The organism is Planctomycetia bacterium (assembly GCA_021413845.1).
Lineage (GTDB): Bacteria > Planctomycetota > Planctomycetia > Pirellulales > PNKZ01 > PNKZ01.
Map to the genome: position 1 here is coordinate 1 of JAIOPP010000083.1, position 26,155 is coordinate 26,155.

The 26,155-nt window shown below is 59.1% G+C and carries 15 protein-coding genes; 8 read left to right on the top strand and 7 right to left on the bottom strand.

Annotated elements, in window-relative coordinates; genetic code table 11:
- Positions 1-121: 121 nt before the first annotated feature.
- The 7 genes from K8U03_14660 to K8U03_14690 all read right to left on the bottom strand — a co-directional run bounded on the left by K8U03_14660 (position 122) and on the right by K8U03_14690 (position 10,100).
- Positions 122-1,021 carry a c-type cytochrome gene (locus tag K8U03_14660; GenBank protein ID MCE9606135.1) on the bottom strand — a complete coding sequence of 300 codons (900 nt, stop codon included), beginning with the start codon at positions 1,019-1,021 and terminating at the stop codon, positions 122-124.
- Between the two features lie 226 nt (positions 1,022-1,247).
- Positions 1,248-3,230, bottom strand: a complete 1,983-nt coding sequence (locus K8U03_14665) for a BNR repeat-containing protein (GenBank protein MCE9606136.1) — start codon at positions 3,228-3,230, stop codon at positions 1,248-1,250.
- A gap of 83 nt (positions 3,231-3,313) precedes the next feature.
- Positions 3,314-4,981, bottom strand: coding sequence for an arylsulfatase (locus K8U03_14670; protein MCE9606137.1), 1,668 nt, complete (start codon positions 4,979-4,981; stop codon positions 3,314-3,316).
- Complete coding sequence (locus tag K8U03_14675; protein MCE9606138.1) at positions 4,978-5,709, bottom strand: sialate O-acetylesterase; 732 nt, start codon at positions 5,707-5,709, stop codon at positions 4,978-4,980. Before K8U03_14675 ends, K8U03_14670 begins: the two co-directional genes overlap by 4 nt.
- A 79-nt stretch (positions 5,710-5,788) precedes the next feature.
- Complete coding sequence (locus K8U03_14680) at positions 5,789-7,780, bottom strand: hypothetical protein (GenBank protein MCE9606139.1); 1,992 nt, start codon at positions 7,778-7,780, stop codon at positions 5,789-5,791.
- Between the two features lie 167 nt (positions 7,781-7,947).
- Positions 7,948-9,552 (bottom strand): LamG domain-containing protein, encoded by a 1,605-nt coding sequence (locus tag K8U03_14685; protein MCE9606140.1) that lies wholly within the window; start codon positions 9,550-9,552, stop codon positions 7,948-7,950.
- Complete coding sequence (locus K8U03_14690) at positions 9,549-10,100, bottom strand: sigma-70 family RNA polymerase sigma factor (protein MCE9606141.1); 552 nt, start codon at positions 10,098-10,100, stop codon at positions 9,549-9,551. The genes K8U03_14685 and K8U03_14690 overlap by 4 nt, the downstream gene beginning before the upstream one ends.
- Positions 10,101-10,611: 511 nt before the next feature.
- On the opposite strand from K8U03_14690, the gene K8U03_14695 reads away from it, so the two are divergent.
- From K8U03_14695 to K8U03_14730, 8 genes are all read left to right on the top strand, one after another.
- On the top strand, positions 10,612-11,994 hold the full coding sequence (locus K8U03_14695) for a sulfatase (protein MCE9606142.1): 1,383 nt from the start codon (positions 10,612-10,614) through the stop codon (positions 11,992-11,994).
- A gap of 105 nt (positions 11,995-12,099) precedes the next feature.
- Entirely contained in the window at positions 12,100-14,061 is a 1,962-nt protein-coding gene (locus K8U03_14700; protein MCE9606143.1) for a hypothetical protein, read from the top strand.
- A 17-nt stretch (positions 14,062-14,078) separates the two neighbouring features.
- The gene (locus tag K8U03_14705; protein MCE9606144.1) at positions 14,079-14,975 is read left to right on the top strand and encodes an alpha/beta hydrolase; all 897 of its coding nucleotides are present in this window, start codon (positions 14,079-14,081) and stop codon (positions 14,973-14,975) included.
- A complete protein-coding gene (locus K8U03_14710) occupies positions 14,972-16,453 on the top strand; it encodes an arylsulfatase (protein MCE9606145.1) in 1,482 nt (493 codons plus the stop codon). Before K8U03_14705 ends, K8U03_14710 begins: the two co-directional genes overlap by 4 nt.
- A complete protein-coding gene (locus K8U03_14715; protein ID MCE9606146.1) occupies positions 16,450-17,826 on the top strand; it encodes a sulfatase-like hydrolase/transferase in 1,377 nt (458 codons plus the stop codon). The genes K8U03_14710 and K8U03_14715 overlap by 4 nt, the downstream gene beginning before the upstream one ends.
- Positions 17,823-19,310 (top strand): arylsulfatase, encoded by a 1,488-nt coding sequence (locus K8U03_14720; protein MCE9606147.1) that lies wholly within the window; start codon positions 17,823-17,825, stop codon positions 19,308-19,310. The genes K8U03_14715 and K8U03_14720 overlap by 4 nt, the downstream gene beginning before the upstream one ends.
- Positions 19,311-19,440: 130 nt before the next feature.
- Entirely contained in the window at positions 19,441-20,784 is a 1,344-nt protein-coding gene (locus tag K8U03_14725) for a sulfatase (GenBank protein MCE9606148.1), read from the top strand.
- 63 nt (positions 20,785-20,847) lie between these two features.
- Entirely contained in the window at positions 20,848-26,019 is a 5,172-nt protein-coding gene (locus K8U03_14730; protein MCE9606149.1) for a ThuA domain-containing protein, read from the top strand.
- The last annotated feature ends 136 nt before the right edge of the window (positions 26,020-26,155 follow it).

Here is a 26,155-nt window from a genome sequence, read left to right on the forward strand (position 1 = left end):
TCTCCAATTCCGCTTCCCGTAACTTCTGAATGATCTGCTCGACCTGCAAACGCTTCGTGCCCATGATCCCCTCCCTTTTTCAAGTGATGGTCGTCAGTCTACGACTGACGACCGGACTCGTTTAAGGGGGGCAGGTCAGCACCATCCACGTTTGTGGGGCCATCAGCCCGAAGCCGCGGGTTAGCGTCTGATACATCGTGAGCGGGTCGCTGCCGTTCTTGAACTTCCCCTCCGCAAACCGCAGCGACGTCGGCAGCGAGCCGAGTTGGTCCTTTGTGCCGTGGCAATTCGCGCAGACGCGCCGATAGATCGCTTCGCCACGGCGCAACGACTCGGCGTTCCAATCGCGGATCAACGCGCGATGATCGAGACGTTGCTCATACTCCGGCAAAACGAACGACGTGAGGGCGGGCGACGGCTGCAACTCACGAGCTCGCGCCGCGCCTCCTTCCCGGATCTCGATGAGATAACGGATCAGGTCGTAGAACTGTTGCCGCCCCGCGAGTTGATTGACTTGCCCGGCGGGCATGATGGAAAGGGGCGGCCGCTTCAGCTCTTCGACGTCTGCGATGCGCAGCGTCGTCAACTTGCCGCCGCGCGAGGCGTCGCGAACCGTCACCTTATCGGCGGTTTGCTGTACCAGCAGGCCGGTCAGCGTCGTGCCGTCGACGGTTTGGATCGTGACTGTTTCGTATCCCTTCCGAATCACTTTCGAGGGGAGCAGCACCGACTCCACGAGCGCTTCGTCCGAGACGTCACCGCTCAGCTTCGTTAAGTCCGGCCCCAAGGCCGATGCGCTCGGCTCCCCCACGGCATGGCATTTGGAGCATGCCATGAAATGTTGAAAGAACACAACGGCCCCGCGCGCAGCGTCCCCCTCGGCTTTGGCGAGTCGTACCAACTCGGCGGCCGGCTGTTGCCGGAGAACATCATCCAGCGTCTGAGCCTCGGCGAACGAGTCTCGGCCGACGACGAGAAACCAGACTGCGCAGAGAATCCCAAGTTTCGACAAGCGGCTCATTGCATTCCATCGATTGTTTTGGAGCGGGAGAAAGGTTTCGTGTTGGATCAGGGTAGCGTTTCACTTCGACATTGTTCTTATGTGGCCCGCCGGGCGTGCTGCGGCCGGCGGCGATGAGCTTCTCCAACAGCGCCTTCATCTCGGCGACGCGCAGACGAAGCGCAAGGTGTAAACGGCTGGAGAACTTCACACGTGCGCTGCAAAGGGGGCTGACATAAATCACTGTTCAGCGATTTATGAGTTTCTCGAAGATTCCTTGGATCTGAAGGCCCGCTAAACGGGCACTTTTGCCCTTGCGGGCAACGGACCCGCTGATGTTGCCATTGGCGTCGGCGGTCACGTCTTTGAATACCCCATCGGCCAACCTTGTGACCCCGTTGAAAGTGACATAGGCGGGATAAGCGGGGTCCGATCCAAACAGCGCAAAGTCGTATTTGTTTTCCGGAATCAGGCCGCTGACCGTGATGCCGGCTGAGGTGCCGGTTGTGGTATCCAATTTGATGCCGTCGCCTCTCAACGCGTCTCGCACGGTGGTCCAATTGCCAAATGTAAACTTCTCGCCGCGCTCCGCTCCAATGGTGACTTTGACAGGATTCGTTGTCGCGGAGCCATCCATGGGCACAAGGGCTTGAGAAGTCGCGGATGTGCTCAGTGTGTCTACCGGCCCGGTCAAAGTGTTCCAGATTCCACTGCTCAGACCAGTATAAAAGCAAAAGCCGCCGGCAGCGTCTCCGGACTTCGTGCCTTGAGAGTTGGTGGCGGGCTCGAAGTCGACGCTGATTACTTTGGAAACGCGATCAAATACCGTGAGGTAGATGGTGAAGGTGCCATTGCTCTCGGAGCCGGTCAGAGAGGTCCAAACCAGCTCGCCCGTATCGCGATAGTGTTCCGAATCAACTCCATGCACGGCGGCCGGTGTTGGGATGGTGGCCATGTTACTACTGTTCGGATTCCAGGAACGAATAAACCCCTTCCCATTGTCGTTTTCAGAGATCTTCACGCCACTGGGATCTGCTGAACCACCACTATTGGAATCAAAATCGGGATGGTCAACCCAATGCCCGTTTTCCAGACGAAAGCGGTGATTGCCAGTCGAATAACTCTTGACCGCAATCATAGGCCGATCGGCTTTGTCCAAGCTAATAGTCCCGTGACGATTGAGCCAATTATGATTAGGGTCATCCTTCATCTCCTCAATGATGACTTCGCCCTGATTGGGGCCCGCCGAGGGAACGATCGGAAATTGAATGGGTGTTCCATCCGACTTGAACACCGTCTTGCCACCGTCATCGGAGTAGGCGTAGAGAATGTGGGACCCAACGGCAGCCGGGTGTGGGCCGCGTATGTTTTTGCCGAGCATCCCGATCGAGATGTGCATGCGATTGTTGCTGTCCCAGCACGGATAGAAAGCTGATCCGCTGAATCCACTTTTGTCGGTAGCACTGCTGTATGCGGCAGCTCCTTCTGCCGATGCAAAGGAGATTGCTTTCCCCTTGGGTCCGAGGCCGCCAAGCGAAGTCCATAGCCGCGTGGTTTCGTCGTAAGAACACAACGGAAGGAATGAAGAAGACTGCTGCGCACTCCAGAACAACTGGCCCTTACGATCTTTCCGAAAGTGCGGGAAAGTGGTGTGCTTGGAAATGGGAAAGGGAAGAGGGGTGCCGGGGGGCGCGTCATATTCCAGTATTTGAGTAAAAGAGGAGATATCCTCGGGTTTTTTGGAACGCCAATAACCCATATCCATACGAGTGTGCATGTCGCCAGTCACATGGATGTAACCGGCGCGGTCGACGGCGATTTGCCAAGTCTTATGATTATTGTTGGATGCCGTGTAGCCTCTCGCTTTGGGATCGGTGCCTCCGACCAGGGGCTGGCTCGCCGCCGCCGAACCATCGAGGGGAATCTTGGCGACCATCATTCTTTCGTCACCCTGTCGCGCGTAAATCGTATAAACATTCCCCCTATAAACCGCAGTCTTACAACTATTAGCGTTCCTATTGATGGAAGCCGTGGTGAAAAGCGTGCGGGTTGTGAAGGTTTGACTTGTAAGCAGGAACGGTTCATCGACCGGGCCTGTAGAGGCAGCCGCACGTTGTGGCGCGACTGAAACGGGCTCGGAAGCATGGCTGATGTCGAAGCCAGTCAGCAGACTTGCCGATAGAATAAATTTAGCCAGTCCGGCCCATGGTTTAGTTGTTGTTGTCATCATATGTTTCTCCTTATTGTTGGTTGGCTTTTTTCGGTAGGCGGGGTTGTCAGTGGCCAACCATGGAGATTATTGAATGCTGGGAATTAGAATTCTTTGCTGATGCCTTGCTCATCGTTTCGACTCCACTCTCGGCGAGCACTGCTTGGAGTGGGCGTACGGCTTCGTGTTTGTTCAGGGTAGCGCTTCACTTCGACATCGTTCTTCTGCGCCACGCCGGGCGTGCTGCGGCCCTCGGCGATGAGCGTCTCCAACAGCGTCTTCATCTCGGCGACCTTCTCCGGCATCGCAGCGGCTAGGTTGTTCGTTTCGCCGAGGTCGTCGGCGAGGTTGTAGAGTTGCACGAGTTGCGATTGATCCCCGCCGGTGCCCCAGCCGCCGGAGCCGGGCGCGGGGATGTATTTCCATGAACCGCTGCGCAGCGCCGGTATGCCGCGAATGGATGCGCTCACGGCATTCTCACGAATGGGTTTGTCCTCGCCTTTGAGCAACGGCAACAGGCTGAAGCTGTCTTCACCGACGTTGTCTGGAAGCGGAACGCCGAACATGTCGGCAAAGGTTCGGAGGAAGTCGGCTTGATGCACGAGCCGACTGCAAACACCGCCAGGCTTCACCACGCCGGGCCAACGCACGACGAACGGCACGCGATGTCCGCCTTCCCAGGCATCGGCCTTGTAGCCACGTAACGGGCCGCTCGGATAGTGGCCCAGTTGCTCCAGGTCCTTCACGCCGACATAGGGCGCACAGCCGTTGTCGGCGGTGAAGATAACGAGCGTGTTGTCCGCCTCGCCGCTTTTCTCCAGCGCATCGAGCACGCGACCCACGACTGAATCCGTCTCCATCACGAAATCGGCGAAGAGATTGAGGTGGCTCTTATCTTTCCACTCGGAATTCACGGCGAGCGGGGTGTGCGGCGACGTGAGCGGCATGTAAACGAGGAAGGGCTCTTTCTTTCGCACGGACTCGTCGATGAACCGGATTGTGCGGTCTGCGAGCGCCGGCAGGATGCCTTCGAGTTTCCAATCCTTGAGCGCCGGGCCTTGGTTGCTGGCCTGATTGTTTCCCATCATCTGTCGCGGAAGGAACTCGGTGGGAATGCCGAACGTGCGATCGTTTTCGAGGAAGCAAAACGGCGGCCAGTTCGGCACGTCGGTGCCGAAGTAGAGATCAAAGCCACGCGTTGTCGGGCCGCCAGCGATGGGCTTGGAGAAGATGTTACGCCAAGCCGCGATCTGCTGCTCGGTTGCGACTGCTCCGGCGGTGGCAGCCTTCTTATTTGCCCGGCTCGCTTCGTCGGCAGGCTGCTTGGCAGGCGAGAGCAACGAACGCTGCTCCTTCGTGATGGGCCAATCCCAACCCAGGTGCCATTTCCCGACGCACGCGGTACGATAGCCCTGTTGTTTCGCGAGCGTGCCGATCGTCACGCGATCCGCTGCGATCAACGGCTCGCCGAACGGGCCGACGATCCCGCCCTGCAATCGCGTGCGCCAGTGATAGCGCCCGGTGAGCAAAGTGTAGCGCGACGGCGAACACACACCGGAGGACGAATGCCCATCCGTAAATCGCATCCCTTGTGACGCGAGCTTGTCGAGGTTCGGTGTGGGAATCTTCCCGCGATCGTGGTTGTTGCACTGCACATCTCCGTAGCCGAGGTCATCGGCGTAGATGATGAGGATGTTGGGCTTCGTGTCGGCAGCCAAAGCCTGGGTGCCGAGCAGCAGGCAGATCGCCAGGGTTGTTAAAATTGTTTTCATGGACTTGTCTTGTTTGGTTTCTTGATGAGTTCGATCGCCTTCTTCGCGAAGCGTTCACCGAGGAGCCGGAAACCTTCGGTCGTATAATGCACGTCTTTTATTAGCTTCCCGTCCGCACCGACCGTGCCTTTGTCGTTGTTGAGGTCGTCCGTATCCACCCATGCTCCGCGCGGGTCAGCCTCGGCAACCGCCATTTGGGTTTTACGCACCACCATCCAATTGGGGTTCTCGTCATCCGTTTGAAAATCACTCAGACGTCCAATCACCACGTTGATGTCCTGGCGTCCCATGTCCGTGCGCAGTTGCTCAATCAAACCCTTCAAGCTGACTTCATAATCCCCCGACAGATCCGGATTGGTATCTGACTCACCCTGCATCCAGACAAATGTCACGGTCTTAATGTTCTTGCCTTGAATAGCGACATTCACGCTGCCCATGAGGCGGTTGTATAAACCTCCGACCGTTTTCGGCGGATGACCTTCGGGCGATTTCCACGCCTTATACCAGAGGGCAATGGGTTTACCGTTCTGGGCATCCTTGACGACGATCACGTTCTCTTTGCCAAATGCAGCTTCCACCGTGGGCGTGAACGAAATATCTGGATTGAGTTTCTTCATGTTGGACTGGCCGGAGAGGATGAACAGGTGCTTTCCGTCTTCAGCCGCGGTAGCGAAAGCATGGGCATACAACAGCAGACAGGTGGTCAGGAACGTGACGCTTTGTTTCATGGCGTAGAAGTAGCAAGAAGTTTCTTGAGCGTGGCCAGGACTTGGAGACGATGGAAAAATGCTTCCTGGTTTATCACCTTCATTTTTTCGATTCCGTGACGGTCATTTTCTCCAAGTCATAGACCGCCCGGAACGGACCGGCGCCGACGTAGACCTGCGGATCCCCGAATTTCGCTTTCATAAACGGACCGTCGAACACGAGAGCCGGTTCGAGATTCGGCGGTTCGCCGTTGATCAGTGCCCGCTCCAGCGGCTTGGCATTCTGATTGTAAAACCAGGTGATCACCGCGCCACCTTTCGGCTGATATTCGATGCGGGATTTGGCCTGCTCGATTGTGATGGTGCCTTCCAGAACCGTCTTCTGGAACTGCTCGAACGTTCCGTCTCGGTCCGGATAGCCTGCATGGATCAGGATCGGCAGAAACTTGCCGGTCGGCGCCGCTATGCGCTGCTCCTCCTTGATTGTCCAGTGAGGCTTGTAATCAGTATCCCATTTGTAGCCTGTAGCCGCCGCCCCTGCGGCCGGATCAATAAAACGGACGGCGGCATAACCGCTGTCGGCCGCCGCAAAGATCCAGCCCTTGATGTCGACCATCTTGAGGGCGCCGGAGAAAAGCACTTGCATCTCCTCGACTCTCTCCGAGTCCCCAAATTGTTGTAGTATCAACACATTCTCATGCTGGATGTTCCAATACGCTCTGCCGCTGCGCCCGCTGGCCACCTTGCTGGGAATATTCTTTTGCGTGGGAAAAACCCATTGTCCGCTCTGGAACAGCAGGGTGTTCGCACGCTGCTGATCCGACGAGGGATGGTAGGTCAGATTCGGATTCAACAAGGCACAGCCCAGGGAATATCCCGGGGTGCGATACACGTAATTGATCAGCCTTGAATCGCGGGCGTACCCCGGTATCGGCAACTCTTTGCGGATCTCGCCTGGCAACCGGTTATAAATCACATAGGGCTTGACCGTACCCTTGGCCCGGCGCAACACCACAGCAATCGCGGGCGCCTGATAGTCGCTCAGTTCAAAATCGATGCTAAACCTGCCATCTCCCACTCCCTCGCCATACACCAGATTTATGATTCCGGCATGTTTGTTGATGCCGGGCATTCCCGCCCGGCTGCGTCCGCCACCCCGGACACCATTGACGGAGAGCTCTTCCTCTTCGATGAACACCAGATCCAACACCATCTTCGCCACCTGGCGGATTTCCCGATCTGGGGCCAGTGTGCATAAGCGCACAAGGTGTTCATGAGTGATATGGGCATAACCCGAGCCCGGTTCCGCCCACAGCCCCGCCATCACGCGGTCGCGAAGCATGTCGATCAGATGCGGCTTAATGATTGCAAACCACTCTTCAATAGTCTTGCCGTCGATACGCCGATTCGCATACGCCGGATCTTTACGCAGGACGTCGAGCGCGAGGTACATCGGCGGCTTGTAGCGGATTTCATGGTTTTCATTGCCCCACATCTTGCTCCAATCCAACGGCAGCAGTTCATAGGGTTTTCCGTCCTGGTATTTGCTCATGTTTTGCGCAAAAGACCCCTTCGGGCCTTCGGAAGACCCCTCCGGATTCAGCCAATAATTCGCGAAACGCCACATCGTCTCTTTGAGGAGCGCGATGGTTTCGGGTTCCAGGCGATCGGGAAATTTGCCGCCCGGTCCGAAGTAGCAATACCAACCGGTGCTCACATCCGCGTGGGTCTGCTTCTCTCTGGATGCGGTCACGGAGGCCCGGATGAAGGCGTTGGCTTCCGGCAACCACTTCTTCTGTTGTAAGGCCGCCATCCAATTGTCCGGGCCACCGACCTTGGCTGCTTCCGGAGCCATTCGCTTGGCCAGCGCCTCAATCCGCAACGCTTTGGACTTCTCCCAGGTTTCCTCAACCATTCCCTGCAGGTTCTTCGGATCGACGCCTTGATCAAAGACCAGTTGCAGGTCGCCCGTCGCAAGTTCCGGCGGCACGGAAGCGAGTTCGGAAGCATTGCCGATCCCGCCCCCTGTCAGCAGACTCGCCGATGCAATGAATATGGCCAGTACAGACCATGGTTTACTTGTTGTTTTCATATTTAGATCGTTCCTATTGTCATTATTGACTGGATGTTTTTCTCGGTAGCGAAAGGCGTCGGTGGAGTGAAGGTCTCATAGATGACATGGCTTCCGTCAGAGGCTCCGATTGGAGTGATTGAGCAGCAATCGTTCTAGTTGTCTCATTGACGTGCGGTCATTTCGTTTTACTTGTCGAGCAGACTCGGCCGCCCGGCCTCGTATTGGACTTTGATTTCCTGTGAAGTCAGCGATCGTTTCCAGATGGCGACTTCATCCATGCGGCCCTTGAACGCGCGTTTCGGTACATGGTGCCAATCGGTTATCGCCAGCCAGTTCCCCAGGCGGCACTCACCCGGAGCGACGCGGACATCCGCTGGGCAGGCCTGCTCCCCCATCAAATCGCCATTCACATATGTCCGGTGTTTTTTCTCGGCGATCGAGACGACGCCGACGACGTGCTGCCATTTCCCGAATTGAAGCGGATTGCCCATTGCGGCTCGTGCCGAAGGGGGCCTGCCGTTCACATTGGCCCAAACCTGCCCGCGGCGATTGATCTGAAAATGGAGGTCGCCGGAATCAAAACGGTCCGAGTTGAGTAGCGCGTTGTATTCGTAATCGAGTCGGTCGACGTTTACCCAGAATGCGATCGTGAACTCCTCGTACTCGCCGGGAATCGTGAGGCGAACGAAATCGTCGTCGCGATCGAACAGCAGCGCCGACTTGCCCGGCCAGCGGCTTGACGTCCAACGCGCGCCTTCGATTCGACCATCCGAGGCAACGGGATGAGCCGCGTGGTTTTTCAGCGATTCAGCTTCCTCGAAGGGATAGAACCCGATCAGATCAGGGTCTTGCACTAGCTCCGCACAGTGGGCTTGCCAACGTAAGAAGCCGATCGCGCCAGGCGCGAGGAAGCGGCCCTCTTGCGGTGAGCCGGTCGGCTTCAGGACTCCCTGCTTGAGGACCACCGATTGCCCCTGGGTTACCGATGCGATCAGCTTTTTTGAACCCGGCCCTCGGGCATCTACCTGACCGTCGAAAACATGCAACTCGTTCGCCCCGGACTTTTGATCGACGGCGACTCCGAATTCGGTCCCGAGATCCTCGTAATCCATTCCCGGCGTCGCAACGGTGAAACCCTTCGCCGCCGGCGGGGCGATCGCTCGAATCGCACCATCATGGAGCGTCAGGCGGAGGGCATTATCGATCCGAAAGGCAGCCGGAGACTTCATCAGGATATCGGCACCATTTTCAAATCGGAGATGGATCGCCCCTTTCGTAAGGCGATACTCCCCGGAATCGAACTTGACGTTATCGGGGCCGAAGCCGTCTTCAAACTTGGCGTCGGCCTCATCGACGAGCAGCCCCAGAAATCGTTCGGCCTGCGGCGGCGACTTGGGGTCGACGACCGGCGAAGTGTATTGCTTACCGAACAGCACGAACGCAAGAACCGCGGCAATGCCCCAAGGAATGATGACCTGAATTCGTAAGCCATGTGCGCCGATCACAGGTCTCAATGTCGCTTTCGGTTCATTACTCGTCTCCAACGATCGCGGCGCAGTCCGCGGCCCCGAAGCGGAAATGAATCCATACGGTTCGCCGAGCCGCGATTGATTTGCGACGGACGCCGCCGTCGCCAAGTCGATCAGCCCCTCGTCGATCGTTGCGCGACGACGCAACTTAGCGCGGGCTTCGGGATCGTCTCTCAGCAATTGCTGAAGCAATTCGCCTTGCTCGGGCGTCAGGCTTCCATCGAGATAACCGTCGATCAGATCGCTAGTGGTATCGTTCATACGGCCGGGTCGCTCCGTTGCTCGAGTTGGCGCTGGATACACGCTTCGAGTTCCTGACGAATACGCCTCAACAGCTGATACATCGCATCGGGCTTCTTACCACGTTGCCGAGCCAAAGCATTGATCGATACGCCGGGGGTGTATGCCTCGATTACGAAATCTCGCCGCTCCCGCGGTAGTTTCTCGAGGCAACCTTCGAGTTGTGCGATTTGTTGCGACCTCAACGACAATTCTTCTTCACCTTCTTTGCACAGTTGCTCGATCACATCCTCGTCGAGCACAAACCGGTCCCGGGCCAAGCCCCGGCGGAATTTCATGATCTCGAACCGGGAGATCACGCAGACCCAGCGGGCGAAGTCGGCGTCCGCCTGCTTGAGTTCGTGAAACTTCTTCCATGCGATCAGACTGACGTTCTGCATCACCTCGGCGACGTCGTAGGACGAAGGGAGCGAGGCCCGAATAAAGGCGCGTATCTCGGGTTCATGCTTCGTCAGCAACTGGACGAAGCGGCCTTCGCTCTGCGGGTGGGTTGGATCTGAGTCTGACATAATGCCTCGTCTTATCACTCCCGCTCGTGCCGAAGTCTGATGCGAAAAATGACTTTCTCATCAAAAGTCGGGAAAGTCCCGCAGACGCGGCTTGCCCAAATCCTTTCCAACGAACCGGTAGGTAATCGCCGCCGAGGCGGCGCAAAGCAAAATCTATGCCCAGTCGCCTAGCCTCATTGACGTCCGCGCGGATCCACGCCGGCCCCGCCGTTTGGGGAGTCTTTTGAGCAAATATTCATTGCTGGTTCACGGTGAACTCCGCGACTTTCGATAAGAAAGCCGTTTTTGCACATCAGGAATCGGCACGAGCGGGAGTGATAAGGCGAGGCGTTATCTCAATCTTCCAACCGAGCACCCCGAAGTTGTCGCGCAGCTGACAACCGACCCAGGCCATTGCTGCAAGCAGCGAAAAACTAATGTTTGCTACCGGAAGCTTTCTCCCGCCGAAAAAATCCCTGCGTTTGTCCCCATGAAACCATCCCTAATCTTCCTGCTCCTCGTCCTCTGCGCCGTGGCCACGTCGGCAAATGCGCAGACGAAACCGAACGTCCTGCTCATCGTCGCCGACGACCTCGGCCTGCAACTGTCTTGTTATGGCGACAAACATATCCGCACGCCGAACATCGACGCGCTGGCTGCTTCCGGTGCTCGATTCAAAACCGCGTACGTCGCGCAGGCCTCCTGCAGCCCGTCACGAACCTCGATCTTCACGGGGCTGTTTCCGCATACCCACGGCCACATCGGATTGGCGAAGCCGAACAATCCCCCGCTGCGCGAGGAATTCCGCGACCAGACCCTGCCCGCGCTGATGAAGGCCGCAGGCTATCGCACCGGGATCATCGGCAAGCTGCATGTGAATCCCAAGAGCGCGCTTCCTTTTGAATTCAACCGTAATGCCGATCTCGGGCCGAACGGCGCTCGCGAGATCCGCGCCATGGCGGAGGCGGCGGGAGAATTCATCGGCGCCGATCGCGCGAAGCCTTTTTTCCTGATGATGAGCTATGTGGACCCGCATCATCCCTTCGCCGCGCAAATGGACGGCCTGCCGGAAAAGCCGACCCTTCCCGGCGAGGTACCGCCGTGGCCGTTTCAGCAGGTCGAGGACGAGACCACGCGCAAGGAAGCGGCGAACTACTACAACTGCGTGCGTCGCCTCGATACGGGGGTCGGTCTGTTGATGGCAAAACTCAAGGCGGCAGGCGCCGATGAAAACACGTTGATCGTTTTCCTCGGTGATCACGGACCGCCGTTCGCACGCGCCAAGACGAGTTGTTATGAAGCCGGCCTGCGCGTCCCCTTCTTGCTGCGTTGGCCGGGCGTGACTCAGCCCGGCTTCGTGAGCGACGCTTTCGTCTCCTCGGTAGATATTCTGCCCACGATCCTAGACGCCACCGGCATCGAGATCCCCGCGCATGCCCAAGGCCGCTCTTTGCGCAAGGTCGGAGCCGGCGACGTCACCGGTTGGCGCAACACGTTGGCGGGTGAATATCATCAGCATGGCGAGAGTCCGTTCTTCCCCCGCCGAGCGCTTCGTGACGCGCGGTTCCAAGTCATCCACAACTTGCTCGCCGGGAAAGCCATCACATTGCCTAGCGTCGATGGCGACACCGCACACCTCGTCGCCCAAGCAGCGGCCTACGCAGGCACCTCGGCCCGCAAGGCGATGGAACTTCTACCCAATCCGCCGGAGTGGGAACTCTACGATCTGGAGGCCGACCCAGGGCAATTCCAAAACCTCGCCGCCGATCCCGCCCATGCCGAAACCCTCAAGCGGATGCAGGGACTACTGCACGACTGGCAAACGGAAACACGAGATCCCTTCCTCGACCCCGCCGTGGTGGCAAGGAAGCACGCCGAGGTAAACGAGAAGGGGAAGTCGCTCATACCGCAATGAGTCTATGCACATCCACTTGAACTCCATTAGTCGTTTTGACGAAGCACTCTGAAATCAATATTTCCGCCTCAACTAGGCCACCAAAAAAACCACCGATTAACTGCCGTGAATCAAACCATTACTCTCCTCACCGTTTTGCTACTCGTCCCAATGACGACGCTACAAGCTGCCGACAAAGCGGACCTTGATCGACTCGTGGCGGAGACTCACGACGCTTCGCTTAAGCTGAGAGATGAGGCCTTACGCAAGACCATCGCCAAGGACACGGTTTGGCCCTCGGGCACTTGGGGGGACAATCTCTGGACCCTCGCGGCCCTCTATTTAAACGAGCAGGTGGATACGGCTAACGCACGCCTGCTCAAGCCGGCGAACGACTACATCGAGTTGATTCGGAAACATGGGAACCAACCCGTCACCACTCCCGAGCAGCCGGGAATCGCGCCCTGGACCTTCTTTTCCGTCACCGACTATGTGCGGACCCTCTGCCTCTTTCATTCGAAGAGCACACACTTTCCCGGCCGACTGAAGCCGGAAACGGAAGCCGCAATGAAGGAGGCACTCTGGCTTTGGGTCAGTGGGGAAAGTCGGATTGCCGACGCAGGCCAGGACAAACTGTTCCTGTTGCTTGGTACGGAGAATCACGATCTGAACCGGCGGCCGAACTACTATCTGATCACCGCGATGTTGAACGATGACCCGGCTTTTCGTGATCGTAAACTGCGTGACGGCCACAGCGTTGCGGAACACGCCGAAGCCCACGCGGCGTTTCTCCGCGAATGGCCCCGTCGTCGAGCAGCTGCCGGACTTTGGGTTGAGGTCGGTTCGAACGGCTATCAGAAATACTCCTGGCCGGCACTGTTCAATCTGCACGAACTCGCCCCCGATCCTGTCATCCGCAAGCGCTTCGGCCTGTTGCTCGATCTGGCGTTCATCGAAGATGAGCAGATCTCCGTGCGCGGCCGCCGCGGCGGGGGAAGAAGTCGGGCCTATTCCGGCGCCAACAGCTTCGAGCCCTACAAGAACCTCCTCTTCGCTGCGGAAGGTCATTCGACAGGATCCAGTCATTCCCGCGTGATCGAAACCAGCCGCTACCAACTGCCGCCCGAGGCGATCTTCCTACGCAAGCGGGCCTTTGCGGCGACGGAGCCGTTCGTCATCCGCAATCGCGTCCTCGGTGAGCTCGAAAGGGCCAAGTCAGGTGAAGACGCAGGCGAGCGGCTCGCCGCCGACTCCGCGTTGGTCAACTACGCCTATCGTACGCCCCATTATCTCCTCGGCAGCACCCTCCAGGATCCGGCTCTCACGACACCCGATCTTAAAGGGGGCCTGACCCTGAAGTATGCCGGGATCTCCAGACAGAATCGTGCCTGCGGCATGCTCTTCGATGACCCGGCCGGTAAAGAGATATGCGCCGTCTACCCGATGATCGAGCATGGGGGCGGCGGCCGACCTCAACACTCTTTCTGGAGCGTGCAGCACGAGAACGTGCTCATCCTCCAGCGCATAGCGCCCCTGGGCCGCACCTTCCTCGGGTCTTACAACACCGACGCGATCGGCATCGGCTTCGAGGGCGAGGCGCTCAAAAAGGTCGAGGACGGTGGCTGGATCTTCGCTCACAACGGTAAGGCCTTCGTCGGCGTGAAATTCCTCGACGGCGGATACCGATGGGACGAGAAGAAGTCGCTGGCGACGCCCGCCGAGTTCGACAAAGCCACCGACAAGTCGCGCGTCCTCCTGCACGCCGGTGACATCGCGAGCCACGGGTCATTCGACGAATTCAAAGCCGACGTGCTGGCCGGACGCCTAAACGTCACGCCTGACAAGGTGGATTACCGGTTCGGCCCAACTTCCACGCATCTCGAAGTCGCGATCTATGATGCCAAGGCCCTCGAGCGCTTTACAATGCCGCTCATCAACGGCAAGCCCGCGGACTTGCGCCCGGCGAAGACCTACCAGAGTCCTTTTCTCAATGCCGACTTCGGCAGCGACAAGATTTCCGTGAGCGTCGGCCCGGTACATCGGCTGTTAGACTTTTCGCAGTCAACCATCGGCGATGACATACAATAACAAATCCGAATACCAAAATGAGATTCACCAACTTTCCGAGCATCCTGTTACTAATCGCTTTGTCGACGACGACCCTCGCGGAGGAAAAGTCTACCAAAGTGCCTTCCGGTCGGTCGTACACCTACAAAACATCCGCCGGCAAACCGCGCGCGATGGAAATCTATTTTCCGCCGAATCACGACCCTACGAAGTCGAAAGTGCCGGGCATGATCCTCTTTCACGGCGGCGGCTGGAGCGGCGGCTCGCTGGATCAGTTCCGCTTCGCCTGCGCCTACTTCGCCGGCCGTGGGTTGGTCTGCGCTACGGCTGAGTATCAGATGCTCCGCAAGGACGACACTGCGGACCTGCCAAAGGGCGAATCGCGCAAGCGCGTTTGTGTCGTTGATGCGAAGAGCGCCATCCGTTGGTTCAAGCAACATGCGGGTGAACTCGGCATTGATCCCGCTCGCATCATCACCGGCGGCGGCAGTGCGGGCGGCCACATCAGCGCTCTAGCCACCATGAACCCCGGCCTCAACGATCCGGCTGATCCGAAGGACATCAACACGAGCGTTGTCGCCTATCTTTGGTTCAACCCCGCCTTTTCCCCGGGTGATGACAAGGATCCCGAGATCCACATCCTGCACCATCAACAGGCGGATGTCCCGCCGGCAATCGTATTCTTCGGCGATCAGGACAACTGGAAGGAAGGCTGGGACACGGCCCAAGGGAAATGGCGATCTCTCGGCACGAAAACCATCGAACTTCAGATCGCTCCCGGCCAGTCGCACGGCTTCTTCAACAAAGAGCCATGGCGCACCCTCACGCTCATCTCCGCCGACGAGTTTTTGGTCAAGCAAGGCTTGCTCGCCGGCAAGCCGACTCTCCAGGCCCCGGCCACGGCGGAGAAACTTATTGCCGATCCCAAAGAATGAAACAACGAATTATTATCCTGACGGCCTGCCTGCTCCTTTGCGTTCAGGCTAGTACCTCTGCTGCCGACAAGCCCAACATCCTCGTCATCCTCGCCGATGACCTGGGGGTCGGCGATATGCACTTATTGAATCCCGGGCATGGCAAGATCAAGACGCCGCATCTCGACCGCCTCGCCGCCGCAGGGATGACATTCACCGACGCTCATAGCGGCTCGTCGGTTTGCACACCGACGCGTTACGGACTGCTGACCGGTCGTTACGCCTGGCGAACGCGATTGCAAGCCGGCGTGCTCGACGGCGGTAACGATGAACCGCTCATCGTCGCGGATCGGCTCACCTTGCCGGGCCTGCTCCGACAACACGGTTACTCGACAGGTTGCATCGGCAAGTGGCACCTCGGCTTCAACTCCGAGATGGCTTCCTCTAAGCCCGCAAAAAAGCCGCGCGGCGGGCTGCCCGTAGGCTCTCGCATCGTCGGCGGCCCGACGACCCGCGGGTTCGATTACTACTGGGGCTGTTCCAATGCCCGCACGATGTCGAGCCTGATCGAAAATGACCGCGTAATCGAAAGCGTCGAACCGATCGCGATGCTGCCGCGTTTGACGAAGCGGGCTGTCGATTATCTGGGAGAACGCGCCGCCGACGCTAATGCCGGCCGCCCGTTCTTTCTCTATGTGCCGCTGACATCGCCGCACACGCCGATCATCCCGACCGAGGAGTGGCAAGGCAAAAGCGGTCTCGGCGACTACGGCGATTTTGTGATGCAAACCGACGCCGCGGTCGGCGACTTGCTCGCGGCCCTCGATCGACACGGTTTAACGAACAACACGCTCGTTGTCTTTTCCAGCGACAACGGCTGCTCACCGCAGGCCGGTATCAAAAAGCTCGAAGCTCAAGGTCACTTCGCGAGCGGGCCGTTTCGCGGCTACAAGGCCGATATCTGGGAAGGAGGCCATCGAGTGCCGTTCTTCGTGCGTTGGCCGGGCATCGTCAAGCCTGCGAGCAAAAGCTCGCAAACGATCTGCCTCGGCGATCTGATGGCGACATGCGCTGAGTTGCTAGGAGCAAAACTACCCGAAGCCGCTGCCGAGGATAGTATCAGCATTCTGTCGCTGCTGCGAGGCGACGACAAGCCGGTTCATGACGCGGTCGTGCATCACTCGATTAACGGTCGCTTCGCAATTCGCGCCGGAGACTGGAAACTGGCGTTCTGCTCAGGCTCGGGCGGTTGGGGTAGTCCGAAGGACGAAGTCGCCGGACAACAGGCGCTCGCCGAGGTGCAGTTATATAATCTCGCCGACGATCCGGGCGAGAAAACCAACCTGCAACAAGAATATCCGGAGGTCGTCGCGCGTCTGACTACTCAGATGCAGCAATTCATCGCCGACGGACGTAGCACTCCCGGGGCGAAGCAGCCGAACGATGTCAACATTCAGTTGTTCAAGAAGCCGATTCCATCGCCCAAGAGAACAAAATGATTCGGTTGCTTTTCTTGTTGCTCGTTCTCATTGGTGCAGCGGCCTGTCACGCCGCCGACAGAGCGGATACGCCGCCTCCACCTAAGCCCAATATTCTGTTCATCGTCTCAGACGATCAACGCGGAGATTGCGTCGGCGCGCTGGGACATCCCGATCTGAAAACGCCGGCCCTCGATACGCTTGTCGCGCGCGGCCATGTGTTTCGCAATACCTACTGCATGGGTAGCATGGTCGGCGCGGTCTGTCAGCCGAGTCGAACCATGCTGATGACGGGCCGTTCTCTGTGGCGAGTTCCGGGGCGTACCGAAGTCGAAACGCCGACGATGGGTTCGGTGTTCCGCAAAGCGGGTTACGACACGTTGTTTATCGGCAAGCAGGGCAACACCTATCGACCCGGTAACGAAGCCTTCGAGACGTTCGTTTACCACGGCGAGAAGAACCATATCGAAGCCCCGATCTACATGGCGGATAAGACGATCGAGTGGCTGCGCGAGCACCCTAGCGGCGCAGGCAAACCTTTCTTCATCTATCTCGGTCCGCCGGTGCCGCACGATCCGCGCGTGTCCCCGGCGAAGTACATGGAAATGTACGATCCGGCGAAACTCACGCTGCCGAAGAGTTTTATGCCGCAACATCCGTTCGACAACGGCGAGTTGCGAATCCGTGACGAAATGCTGGCTCCGTTCCCACGCACGGAAGCGGAGATGCGTCGACAACTGGCGGACTACTACGCGATCACGTCGCATCTCGATTTTCACGTCGGTCGGGTTCTAGATGAGTTGAAAGCGCAAGGTCGGCTCGAGAACACGCTCATCGTCTATACCAGCGACCATGGCCTTGCGGTCGGCGGAATGCACGGTCTGATGGGCAAGCAAAATCTCTACGAGCACAACAAGCCGCCGCTGATCATCGCCGGACCAGGCATCGCCCCAGGTAAGAGCGATGCGCTCGTCTATCTCTACGATTTGTTCCCCACGCTCTGCGACTACGCCGGCCTCGCGGTTCCTGAACGAGTCGACGGCCGTAGCTTGCTGCCGGTGATCAAGGGAGAGAAAAAGGGGGTCCGCGATTTGTTGCTCGGCGGCTATCGCGACTGCCAGCGGATGATTCGCGACCAACGCTGGAAGCTGATCGAGTACCGAGCCGCAGACGGTCGTCATACCCAACTGTTCGATCTCGAAAACGACCCGGATGAGTTGAGCAACCTGGCCGCCGATACGGCACACGCAGAGACTTTGGCGAATCTCCGCCAAAAACTCGCTGCCGCTCGTGACGCATCCGGAGATCCGATCGACTTCGAGGCGCCTTTTTCCCGTATCGGCGACGGCAAGGGAGCCTCCGCAAAAAAGAAGAAAGTTAAGGACTCGCCATGAAGCAAATCCCAATCGCGTTTGTCTGCCTATTGTTGGTTCAGTGGACTGAACAACATGTCGCCGATGCCAAGCAGCCCAACATCGTCATCTTGTATGCCGACGATCTGGGGTGGGGTGATCTGAGCGTTCAGAATCCGCAGTCGAAGATTCCCACGCCGCACCTGGATCGTTTGGCCGGCGAAGGGATGCGATTTACGAATGCCCACAGTTCATCGGGCATTTGCACGCCGAGCCGTTATGCCCTGCTCGAAGGGCGCTACCATTGGCGCAAGTTCCACGGCATCGTGAACTCGTTCGATCAACCGGTTTTGGACGACGAGAAAACGACGCTGGCCGAGTTGCTCAAAACCAAGGGGTATCGGACCGCTTGCATCGGCAAATGGCATTTGGGGTGGGACTGGAATGCGATTAAGCGACATGGCTCGAAAGGCGACGGCAAAGGCTTCGCTCCTGATGCCTTCGATTGGTCGAAGTCGATTCCCGGCGGTCCCTTATCCCACGGCTTCGACTATTACTTCGGCGACGATATTCCCAACTTCCCGCCATACGCGTGGTTCGAGAACGATCGCGTCGTCACCGAACCGACGCAGCGGTTGACGACCACAAAGCCGACCGCCGAAGGGAAATGGGAATCGCGTCCCGGACCGGCCGTGAAGGACTGGGACTTCTGGGCCGTGATGCCGACCCTCACGGAAAAGGCCGTCGACTGGATCGGGAAGCGGAAGCAAGACGAACCGTTCTTCCTGTACTTCCCCTTCACTTCGCCTCATGCGCCGATCGTTCCCACGTCGGATTTTCAAGGTAAGTCGCAGGCCGGAGGCTACGGAGACTTCGTGGCGCAGACCGATGCGACCGTGGGACGCGTGATGCAAGCCTTGGAAAAGGGAGGCTTCGCCGAGAACACGCTCGTCATCTTCTCCGCCGACAACGGGCCGGAGGGATACGCCTACGAGCGCGTGAAGAAGTTCAACCACCGTAGTATGGGACCGCTGCGAGGGGTGAAACGTGATCTGTGGGAGGGGGGCCACCGCGTGCCGCTGGTCGTGCGTTGGCCGAAAACCGTTCCTGCGGGACGGGTCAGCGACGACCTGTTGAGCCAGATCGATCTCTATGCCACGATCGCCGCCGTCGTCGGTGTCGAAATCCCCGCCGGTTCTGCTGAAGACAGCTACAATCAACTCCCGTTGCTCCGCGGCGAGTCACCATCCGCACGCGACACGCTCGTACACAACACCAATCCCAAAGGCTACGCGCTGCGGCACGGCGACTGGGTACTTATCGAGGCGAAGACCGGAGGCGTGACGAAAGTCCCGTCCTGGTTCGACGAAGCAAATGGTTACGCCGAAAACACGCAGCCAGGCGAACTCTACAACCTGCTTAACGACCTCGGACAGAAGAAGAATCTCTACGCCGAAATGCCGGAGAAGGTCACGGAGTTGCAAGAACGCCTCCGAGCCGTCCGCGGCAAAGGCCAAGTCCGCTAAATCAATCACGCCCCATCGGAAGGACTGCCTCGTGAAACGCGCCCTGTTTGTCCTCCTCGCTTTATCGAGCATCGCTCCTCAATCCTCGGCAACGAGCCACGGTGCCGAGTCGGTCAAGCCGAACGTCGTGATGATTTATATCGACGACCTGGGCTATGCCGACATCGGCCCGTTCGGCGCAACGAAGCAGAAGACGCCGCACCTCGACCGGATGGCGCAAGAAGGGCTGAAGCTCACCAGCTTCTACGCCGCGCCGGTCTGCTCCGTCTCACGAGCCCAATTGTTGACGGGGTGTTACGGAGCGCGCGTTTCGGTCCCCGGCGTGTTCGGTCCCGCCAATAAGAACGGACTGCATCCCCAAGAAAACACCATCGCCGACCTGCTCAAGCGGCAGGGCTACGCTACGATCTGCATCGGCAAGTGGCACGTCGGCGATCAGCCGGATTTTTTACCCACCAAACAGGGCTTCGATCATTACTTCGGCATTCCATATTCGAACGACATGCAACGGCCAGCTCGAGAGACCGGCGAGCGGGTCGTGCCGCTCGTCCGCGACGACAAGGTCGCCGAGTTGCTCACGGATGAAGCCCAGTCGCGAATCGTCGAGCGGTACACCGACGAAGCCTTGAAGTTCATTCGCGAGAATCGGCAGCAACCGTTTTTTCTTTACCTGCCGCACACGGCGGTTCACACTCCGATCTATCCGGGCGAGGCGTTCCGCGGCAAGTCGGCCAACGGTCGCTTCGGCGATTGGGTGGAAGAGGTCGATTGGAGCGTCGGCCGCGTACTTGATACGCTGCGCGAGTTGAAGCTCGCTGAAAACACGTTGGTGATGTTCAGTAGCGACAACGGCCCCTGGCTGATCAAAGGTTCCGATGGAGGGAGCGCCCTACCGCTCCGCGGAGGTAAAGGAAGCACATGGGAAGGGGGCGTACGCGTGCCGACGATCGCTTGGTGGCCTACGAAAGTGATGCCGGGAACGACCTGCGACGCCGTCGCCGGCACGATCGATCTGCTCCCGACGTTCGTCAAGCTCTCCGGAGGAACGGTTCCCGCGGAGCCGATGATCGATGGCCGCGACATCAGCGGGCTCTTGTTCGGCACCTCCAAGGAATCGCCGCGCGACGCACATTACTACTTCGCAGGCTATAACATTCAAGCAGTGCGGCAAGGCCCTTGGAAGTTGGCTCTGGTACCGCAGTCGGAGTCGATGGGGAAAGGAGTTCCTAGCGACGCCGCCGGCAAGGCACCTCGCCTCTACCATCTCGATCGAGAGATCGGCGAACAGACGAATCTCGCGGTCGAAAACCCGGAAATGGTGCAGCGTCTCCAAGCATTGGCCGCGGCAATGAGCGCGCGCATCGGTGGAAATGAGCCGAGCGAACGTCGCCCGGCGGGGGTCGTCGAGAATCCGCAAACACTTTATCCGACGGATTCCGCCAAAACCCGCACCACCAAGAAGAAGTTGAATTAAACTGTGAGCCGGTCGCTCCTCCCTCAATTAGCTCCTCTCAAGTCATCGCGTTCGGAAAGCTCCATGAGACAACTCGTCGCCGCTCCCCTCCCCTTGTTGAAATCCGTTTGGTCCGTGGCGCTTTGCTTGGTGTTTGCCGCGGCCGATTTCGCCGTCGCCGCGCCGCTTGTTTTCGAAGGCGGTGAAGGCCCCGGAAAGGGACGGCACGTCGTTTTCCTCGCCGGCGATCACGAATATCGCTCCGAGGAGTCGCTGCCGGAACTTGCCCGCATCTTGGCGAAGCATCATGGCTTCAAGTGTACGGTGCTGTTCAATATCGATCCGGCGACCGGCGAGATCGTGGCCGGCAACTCCAACATGCCGGGCCTCGAAGCACTCGACACGGCCGACCTCGCCGTCGTGTTCCTACGGTTCCAGAATTTCCCGCCGGAGCAGATGAAGCACTTCGATGACTATCTTAACCGCGGCGGCCCGGTGGTCGGGCTGCGCACGGCGACGCATGCCTTCAAAATGAAGGCCGGCGATCCGTTCGCGAAACAATCGTACGACTACAAGGGGAAGGACTTCGAGCTCGGCTTCGGCCACCAAGTGCTCGGGCAAACTTGGGTCGGACACTACGGCGCTAATCATCGCCAGAGCACGAAGATTACGATCATCCACGACAAGAAAGCACATCCGATCTTGCACGGCGTGAAGGACGTTTGGGTGCAAGCCGGCGGCTACGTCGGCAAACCGATCGACGGCGAGATCCTTACGACGGCGCAGCCGCTCAACGGTATGACGCCCGATTCCCCCGCCGATGCGACGAAGCCGCCGATGCCTTCCGAGTGGACTCGCACCTATAAATCCGCCTCCGGAAAAACCGGCCGCGTCTTCACGTCGCTGTACGGCACGTCGGAAGACATTCTGAACGACGGCTATCGTCGCCTGCTCGTCAACGGCTGCTTCTGGGCTCTCGGCCTCGAAGATGCAATCAAGCCCGACGCGAACATCGCATTCGTCGGACCGTTCAAGCCCAACACCTTCGGCGGCGGCGCGTATGCGCGCGGCATCAAGCCGGAGATGTATGCGGGATTCGAAAGCCCGATCCCGGCGAACAACTGCACGAAGGATATGAACTCGCGGCCTACTAAGAAGCCGGCTGCCGACAACAGCGGGCCGAAGAACGCCGCGCCCGCCGCGACCGTAACGAGCACCGGTAAGCCCGCCCGCTTCGTGCGCATCGAACTTCCGGGCGACAAACGCATCCTCACGCTCGCGGAAGTGGAAGTCACCAGCGGCGGCAAGAACGTCGCGCTCGGCGGCAAGGCCACACAGTCGAGCACCTACGGCGGTGCACCGGCGTCGCGCGCCATCGACGGCAACAAGAGCCCCGACTACGGCAAGGGCGGTCAGACCCACACCGCCAACGAAGGTACGACTCTCCCCTGGTGGGAACTCGATCTCGGTCGGGCCGTCGAGGTCGAATCCGTCGGCCTGTGGAATCGGCAAGGCTTCGAGAGCCGACTCGACGGCTTCACGCTCACGCTGCTCGATGCCGATCGCAAGGTGGTGTTCCGCGCAGCCGGCGTGGCCGCACCCCAAGCGCTGAAGATCGACGTCAAGACCGACGCGCAACCCGTCTATCTCACCTACGACGGCAAGCCCGGCGAGCCTTCGAAGAGCACCGCTGCTGCACCGCCGGCCGCGTCGAACGAACCGCCGCTTGCCGACGTTCCGGCCGACTATCGCGATCCGACTCCGTTTACGTTTCGGCAGGGAGACGTCGTCGCGATTTTGGGCAACGGCTTGCCGGATCGGATGCAGCACGACGGTTGGTTCGAAACGCTGTTGCAAAGCGAGCTGCGCGAACAGCAGGTTCGCTTCCGCAACATGAGCGCCAGCGGTGATCGGCCGAACTCCTACCCGCGCAGCAGTGGCGCGACTTCAATGACGCGCTATCTTCAGCACGTGAAAGCAGACGTCGTATTTGCCTTCTTCGGCTACAACGAATCGTATGACGACAAGCCCGACGACTACAAACGGCAGTTGCTCGAGTTCGTCAAAAAGACGCGCGGCTCGAAGGCGAACGGCAAAACCTTTCCGCGGATCGTGCTCTTCAGCCCCATCGCCCATGAAGACACGCACAATCCGAACGTGCCCGACGGCAAGGCACACAACGCTCAACTCGAATCTTATACGCTTGCGACCGAAGCAGCGGCGAAGGAAGCCGGCGTCGGGTATGTCGATCTGTTCCACCCTTCGCTGGAACTGTTCCGCAAAGCGACGTCGCCGCTCACGATCAACGGCGTGCATTTGTCCGAAGAAGGGAATCGGCAGTTGGCCGAGGTCATCGCTCGGGCCTTGCTCGGCAAGCCGGTGAGTGCGGCCTCGTCGCTGGAATCGCTCCGCACTGCGGTGCGCGACAAGGATTACTATTGGAACAATCGTTATCGCGCTCGCGACGGCAACGACGTGTGGGGCGGCCGCTCCACTCTGGCTTTCACCAACGGTCAAACCAACGCCGTCGTCTTGCAGCATGAGCTCTCTATGCTCGACGTAATGACGGCGAATCGCGACGTGCGCGTGTGGGCCGCCGCCGGCGGCAAAGACATCAAGGTCGACGACGGCAACGTCGCCAAGCCGGTCGAGGTGATCTCGAACGTCGGTGGCAAGAGCAAGAGCTCGAGCGCTCAGAAGGAAGGGACGTTGGACTACATCGGCGGCGAGGAGGCCATCAAGCACATGGCCGTCTCCAAGGGCTTCCAAGTCAGCCTGTTCGCCGACGAAGCGAAGTTTCCGCAACTCGCCAACCCGGTGCAAATGCAGTTCGACACGAAGGGTCGCCTCTGGGTCGCCGTGTGGCCGACCTACCCGACTTGGGAACCGCTCAAGACGATGAACGATGCGCTGCTGATCATGCACGACGACGATGCCGACGGCAAAGCCGACCGCGTTACCGAATTCGCCAAGGTGCAGAATCCGCTCGGCTTCGAATTCTGGAACGGCGGCGTGATCGTCACCTGCGCGCCGGAGATTCTCTTCCTCAAAGATACCGACGGCGACGACGTGGCCGACGTGCGCACGGTCGTGCTGCAGGGCCTTGATTCCTCCGACACGCACCACGGCGCGAACAATCTCATCTACGGCCCGGACGGCGGCATCTACTGGCAGAGCGGCGTTTTCATGCAGCACAACCACGAACATCCGTGGGGCCCGTCGTTGCAGGCGTCGGCCAGTGCGATGTATCGCTTCGACCCGCGCCGCTTCACCATTGCGATGCACGCGCCGAACTCGCCGAATCCGCACGGCATCGCCTTCGACTCTTGGGGCTACCACTACGCCACCGACGGTACCGGCGGCCGTGCCTATCAAGTCCGTCCCGATCAAAACGGCTTCAAGATGCAGGAGCTGCTCAAGAAGGAAGTGCGACCTGTGACGGCGAGCGAAGTCGTGAGCAGCGCGCACTTCCCCGAGTCGATGCAAGGTGACTTCTTGATCTGCAACGTCATCGGCTTCCTCGGCATCAAGCACTATCACCTCGAGCGCAATCCGGAAACCGGCGACGTTTGGGGCGAACCGGCGGGCGACGAGCTCGTCGTTGTGCGACAAAACGCCGATGGCTCTAAGACGGAAGAGAAATCACGCGGACTCTTGATGAGCGCCGACAAGAACTTCCGCCCCTCCGATGCGATCTTCGGGCCCGACGGTTCGCTCTACATCAGCGACTGGCACAACATGATCATCGGCCACATGCAGCACAACGTGCGCGACCCGAACCGCGATCACACGCACGGCCGCATCTACCGCATGACGGCCGTCGGTCGACCGCTGCAGAAGCCGGTCGCCGTCGATGGACGACCGATTCCGGAATTGCTCGACAACTTGAAGTCGCCCGTCGACGGCATTCGGCACCGCACCCGCATCGAACTGAGCGAGCGCGACACGAAAGACGTGATCGCCGGCACCAAGCAATGGGTCAAGCAATTCGACCCCACCAAGAAGGAAGATGCGCACCACTTGCTCGAAGCGCTCTGGGTCTATCAGCAGCACAACGTGCGGAACGTCGGGCTACTCAACCAGCTACTTCTTCAATCGCCGGAGCCGCACGCGCGCATCGCCGCCGCCACGGTGAAACACTTTTGGACGAACGTCGACAGCGGCGTCCGCGGCGGGGTGATTTCCGGAGCTCCGGAGCTCGCAGCGAAGAAGTCGGGCATTCTCAGCGACACGCCCGAACTCACGACCGTTCGCGTCGCCACCATTCCCGAACGGATGATGTACGACGTGAAGGAATTGACGGTGAAACCTAGTAAAAAGGTGCATCTCACGTTCGCCAATCCGGATTACATGCCGCACAACATCATGCTCGTCAAGCCGGGCAAGGCCGACGACGTCGGCCTTGCGGCGATCGCTCTCGGCGCCGGCGGCTTCGATGTCGGCTTCGTCCCCAAGAGCGACGACATCCTTTGGTCGATCAAGCTTGTCGACCATGGCCGAGAAGAAGCCATCGAGTTCACCGCCCCGACGACGGAAGGAGCCTATCCCTATATCTGCTCCTTCCCGGGCCACCACCTCATCATGCGCGGCACGCTCTTCGTGACGAACGACCTCAAGCGGTTCCTCGCCGCGAATCCGCAAGCCGTGACCAAGATCACCGAATGGAAAACCGCCGACTTCTCCGACGACTTGAAGCGCGTCGGGCAGAACCGGAACTTCGCGCGGGGCAAGCTTCTGTTTACATCGTTGGCTTGCGCTCAGTGCCACAAGCTGGGGACGGAAAGTTTCGCCGGCATGCACAGCCACGGTCATTCCGCATCACACGGGCATTCTGCGTCAAGTCATGCCGCCGGTATGAGTCCGGTGGTCGGCCCGAATTTGGAAGACGTGGTGAAGAAGTACCGTGGTGAAGCGAAAGCGGTGCTGCAGGAGATTCTCGAGCCGTCGCGCAACATCGAAGAAAAATATCGCACGATCACTTTAGAGCTCGAAGACGGTTCCACGCTCACCGGCAACGTCCTGGCCGAAGACAAAGAAGCGGTGACGATTTACACGGCCCGACCCACGGCGAAGGAGCATAAGGTCCCCAAGCGCACGATCGAATCACGGCTCCCCTCCGCGCTCTCGATCATGCCCGTCGGCCAGCTCAACACGCTCGACAAGGAACAAATCCTCGACCTGTTGGCCTATCTGCTCGCCGGCGGAAAGGCCGACCACGCGACCTTTAAGAAGGCACCCGTCCCGTTTAAAAATTAGGATCCGATCGGAACCGGGTAATTATCGAAGAAGTCCGGCGGCGGCGAAGGCGGCGTTGCGTGGCGGATGAGCCTCTACGGCGCACGAACGACGACCGAATCTTGATCGGGCGGAGCGCAGCGCGCACCGCGGTCCC

What these genes read in the sequence shown, in the direction of transcription:
- K8U03_14660 (MCE9606135.1), bottom strand. Translation starts at nt 1,021, where the DNA reads ATGAGCCGCTTGTCGAAACTTGGGATTCTCTGCGCAGTCTGGTTTCTC.
- K8U03_14670 (MCE9606137.1), bottom strand. Translation starts at nt 4,981, where the DNA reads ATGAAAACAATTTTAACAACCCTGGCGATCTGCCTGCTGCTCGGCACC.
- K8U03_14710 (MCE9606145.1), top strand. Translation starts at nt 14,972, where the DNA reads ATGAAACAACGAATTATTATCCTGACGGCCTGCCTGCTCCTTTGCGTT.
- K8U03_14680 (MCE9606139.1), bottom strand. Translation starts at nt 7,780, where the DNA reads ATGAAAACAACAAGTAAACCATGGTCTGTACTGGCCATATTCATTGCA.
- K8U03_14725 (MCE9606148.1), top strand. Translation starts at nt 19,441, where the DNA reads ATGATTTATATCGACGACCTGGGCTATGCCGACATCGGCCCGTTCGGC.
- K8U03_14690 (MCE9606141.1), bottom strand. Translation starts at nt 10,100, where the DNA reads ATGTCAGACTCAGATCCAACCCACCCGCAGAGCGAAGGCCGCTTCGTC.
- K8U03_14730 (MCE9606149.1), top strand. Translation starts at nt 20,848, where the DNA reads ATGAGACAACTCGTCGCCGCTCCCCTCCCCTTGTTGAAATCCGTTTGG.
- K8U03_14715 (MCE9606146.1), top strand. Translation starts at nt 16,450, where the DNA reads ATGATTCGGTTGCTTTTCTTGTTGCTCGTTCTCATTGGTGCAGCGGCC.
- K8U03_14685 (MCE9606140.1), bottom strand. Translation starts at nt 9,552, where the DNA reads ATGAACGATACCACTAGCGATCTGATCGACGGTTATCTCGATGGAAGC.
- K8U03_14665 (MCE9606136.1), bottom strand. Translation starts at nt 3,230, where the DNA reads ATGATGACAACAACAACTAAACCATGGGCCGGACTGGCTAAATTTATT.
- K8U03_14705 (MCE9606144.1), top strand. Translation starts at nt 14,079, where the DNA reads ATGAGATTCACCAACTTTCCGAGCATCCTGTTACTAATCGCTTTGTCG.
- K8U03_14675 (MCE9606138.1), bottom strand. Translation starts at nt 5,709, where the DNA reads ATGAAACAAAGCGTCACGTTCCTGACCACCTGTCTGCTGTTGTATGCC.
- K8U03_14720 (MCE9606147.1), top strand. Translation starts at nt 17,823, where the DNA reads ATGAAGCAAATCCCAATCGCGTTTGTCTGCCTATTGTTGGTTCAGTGG.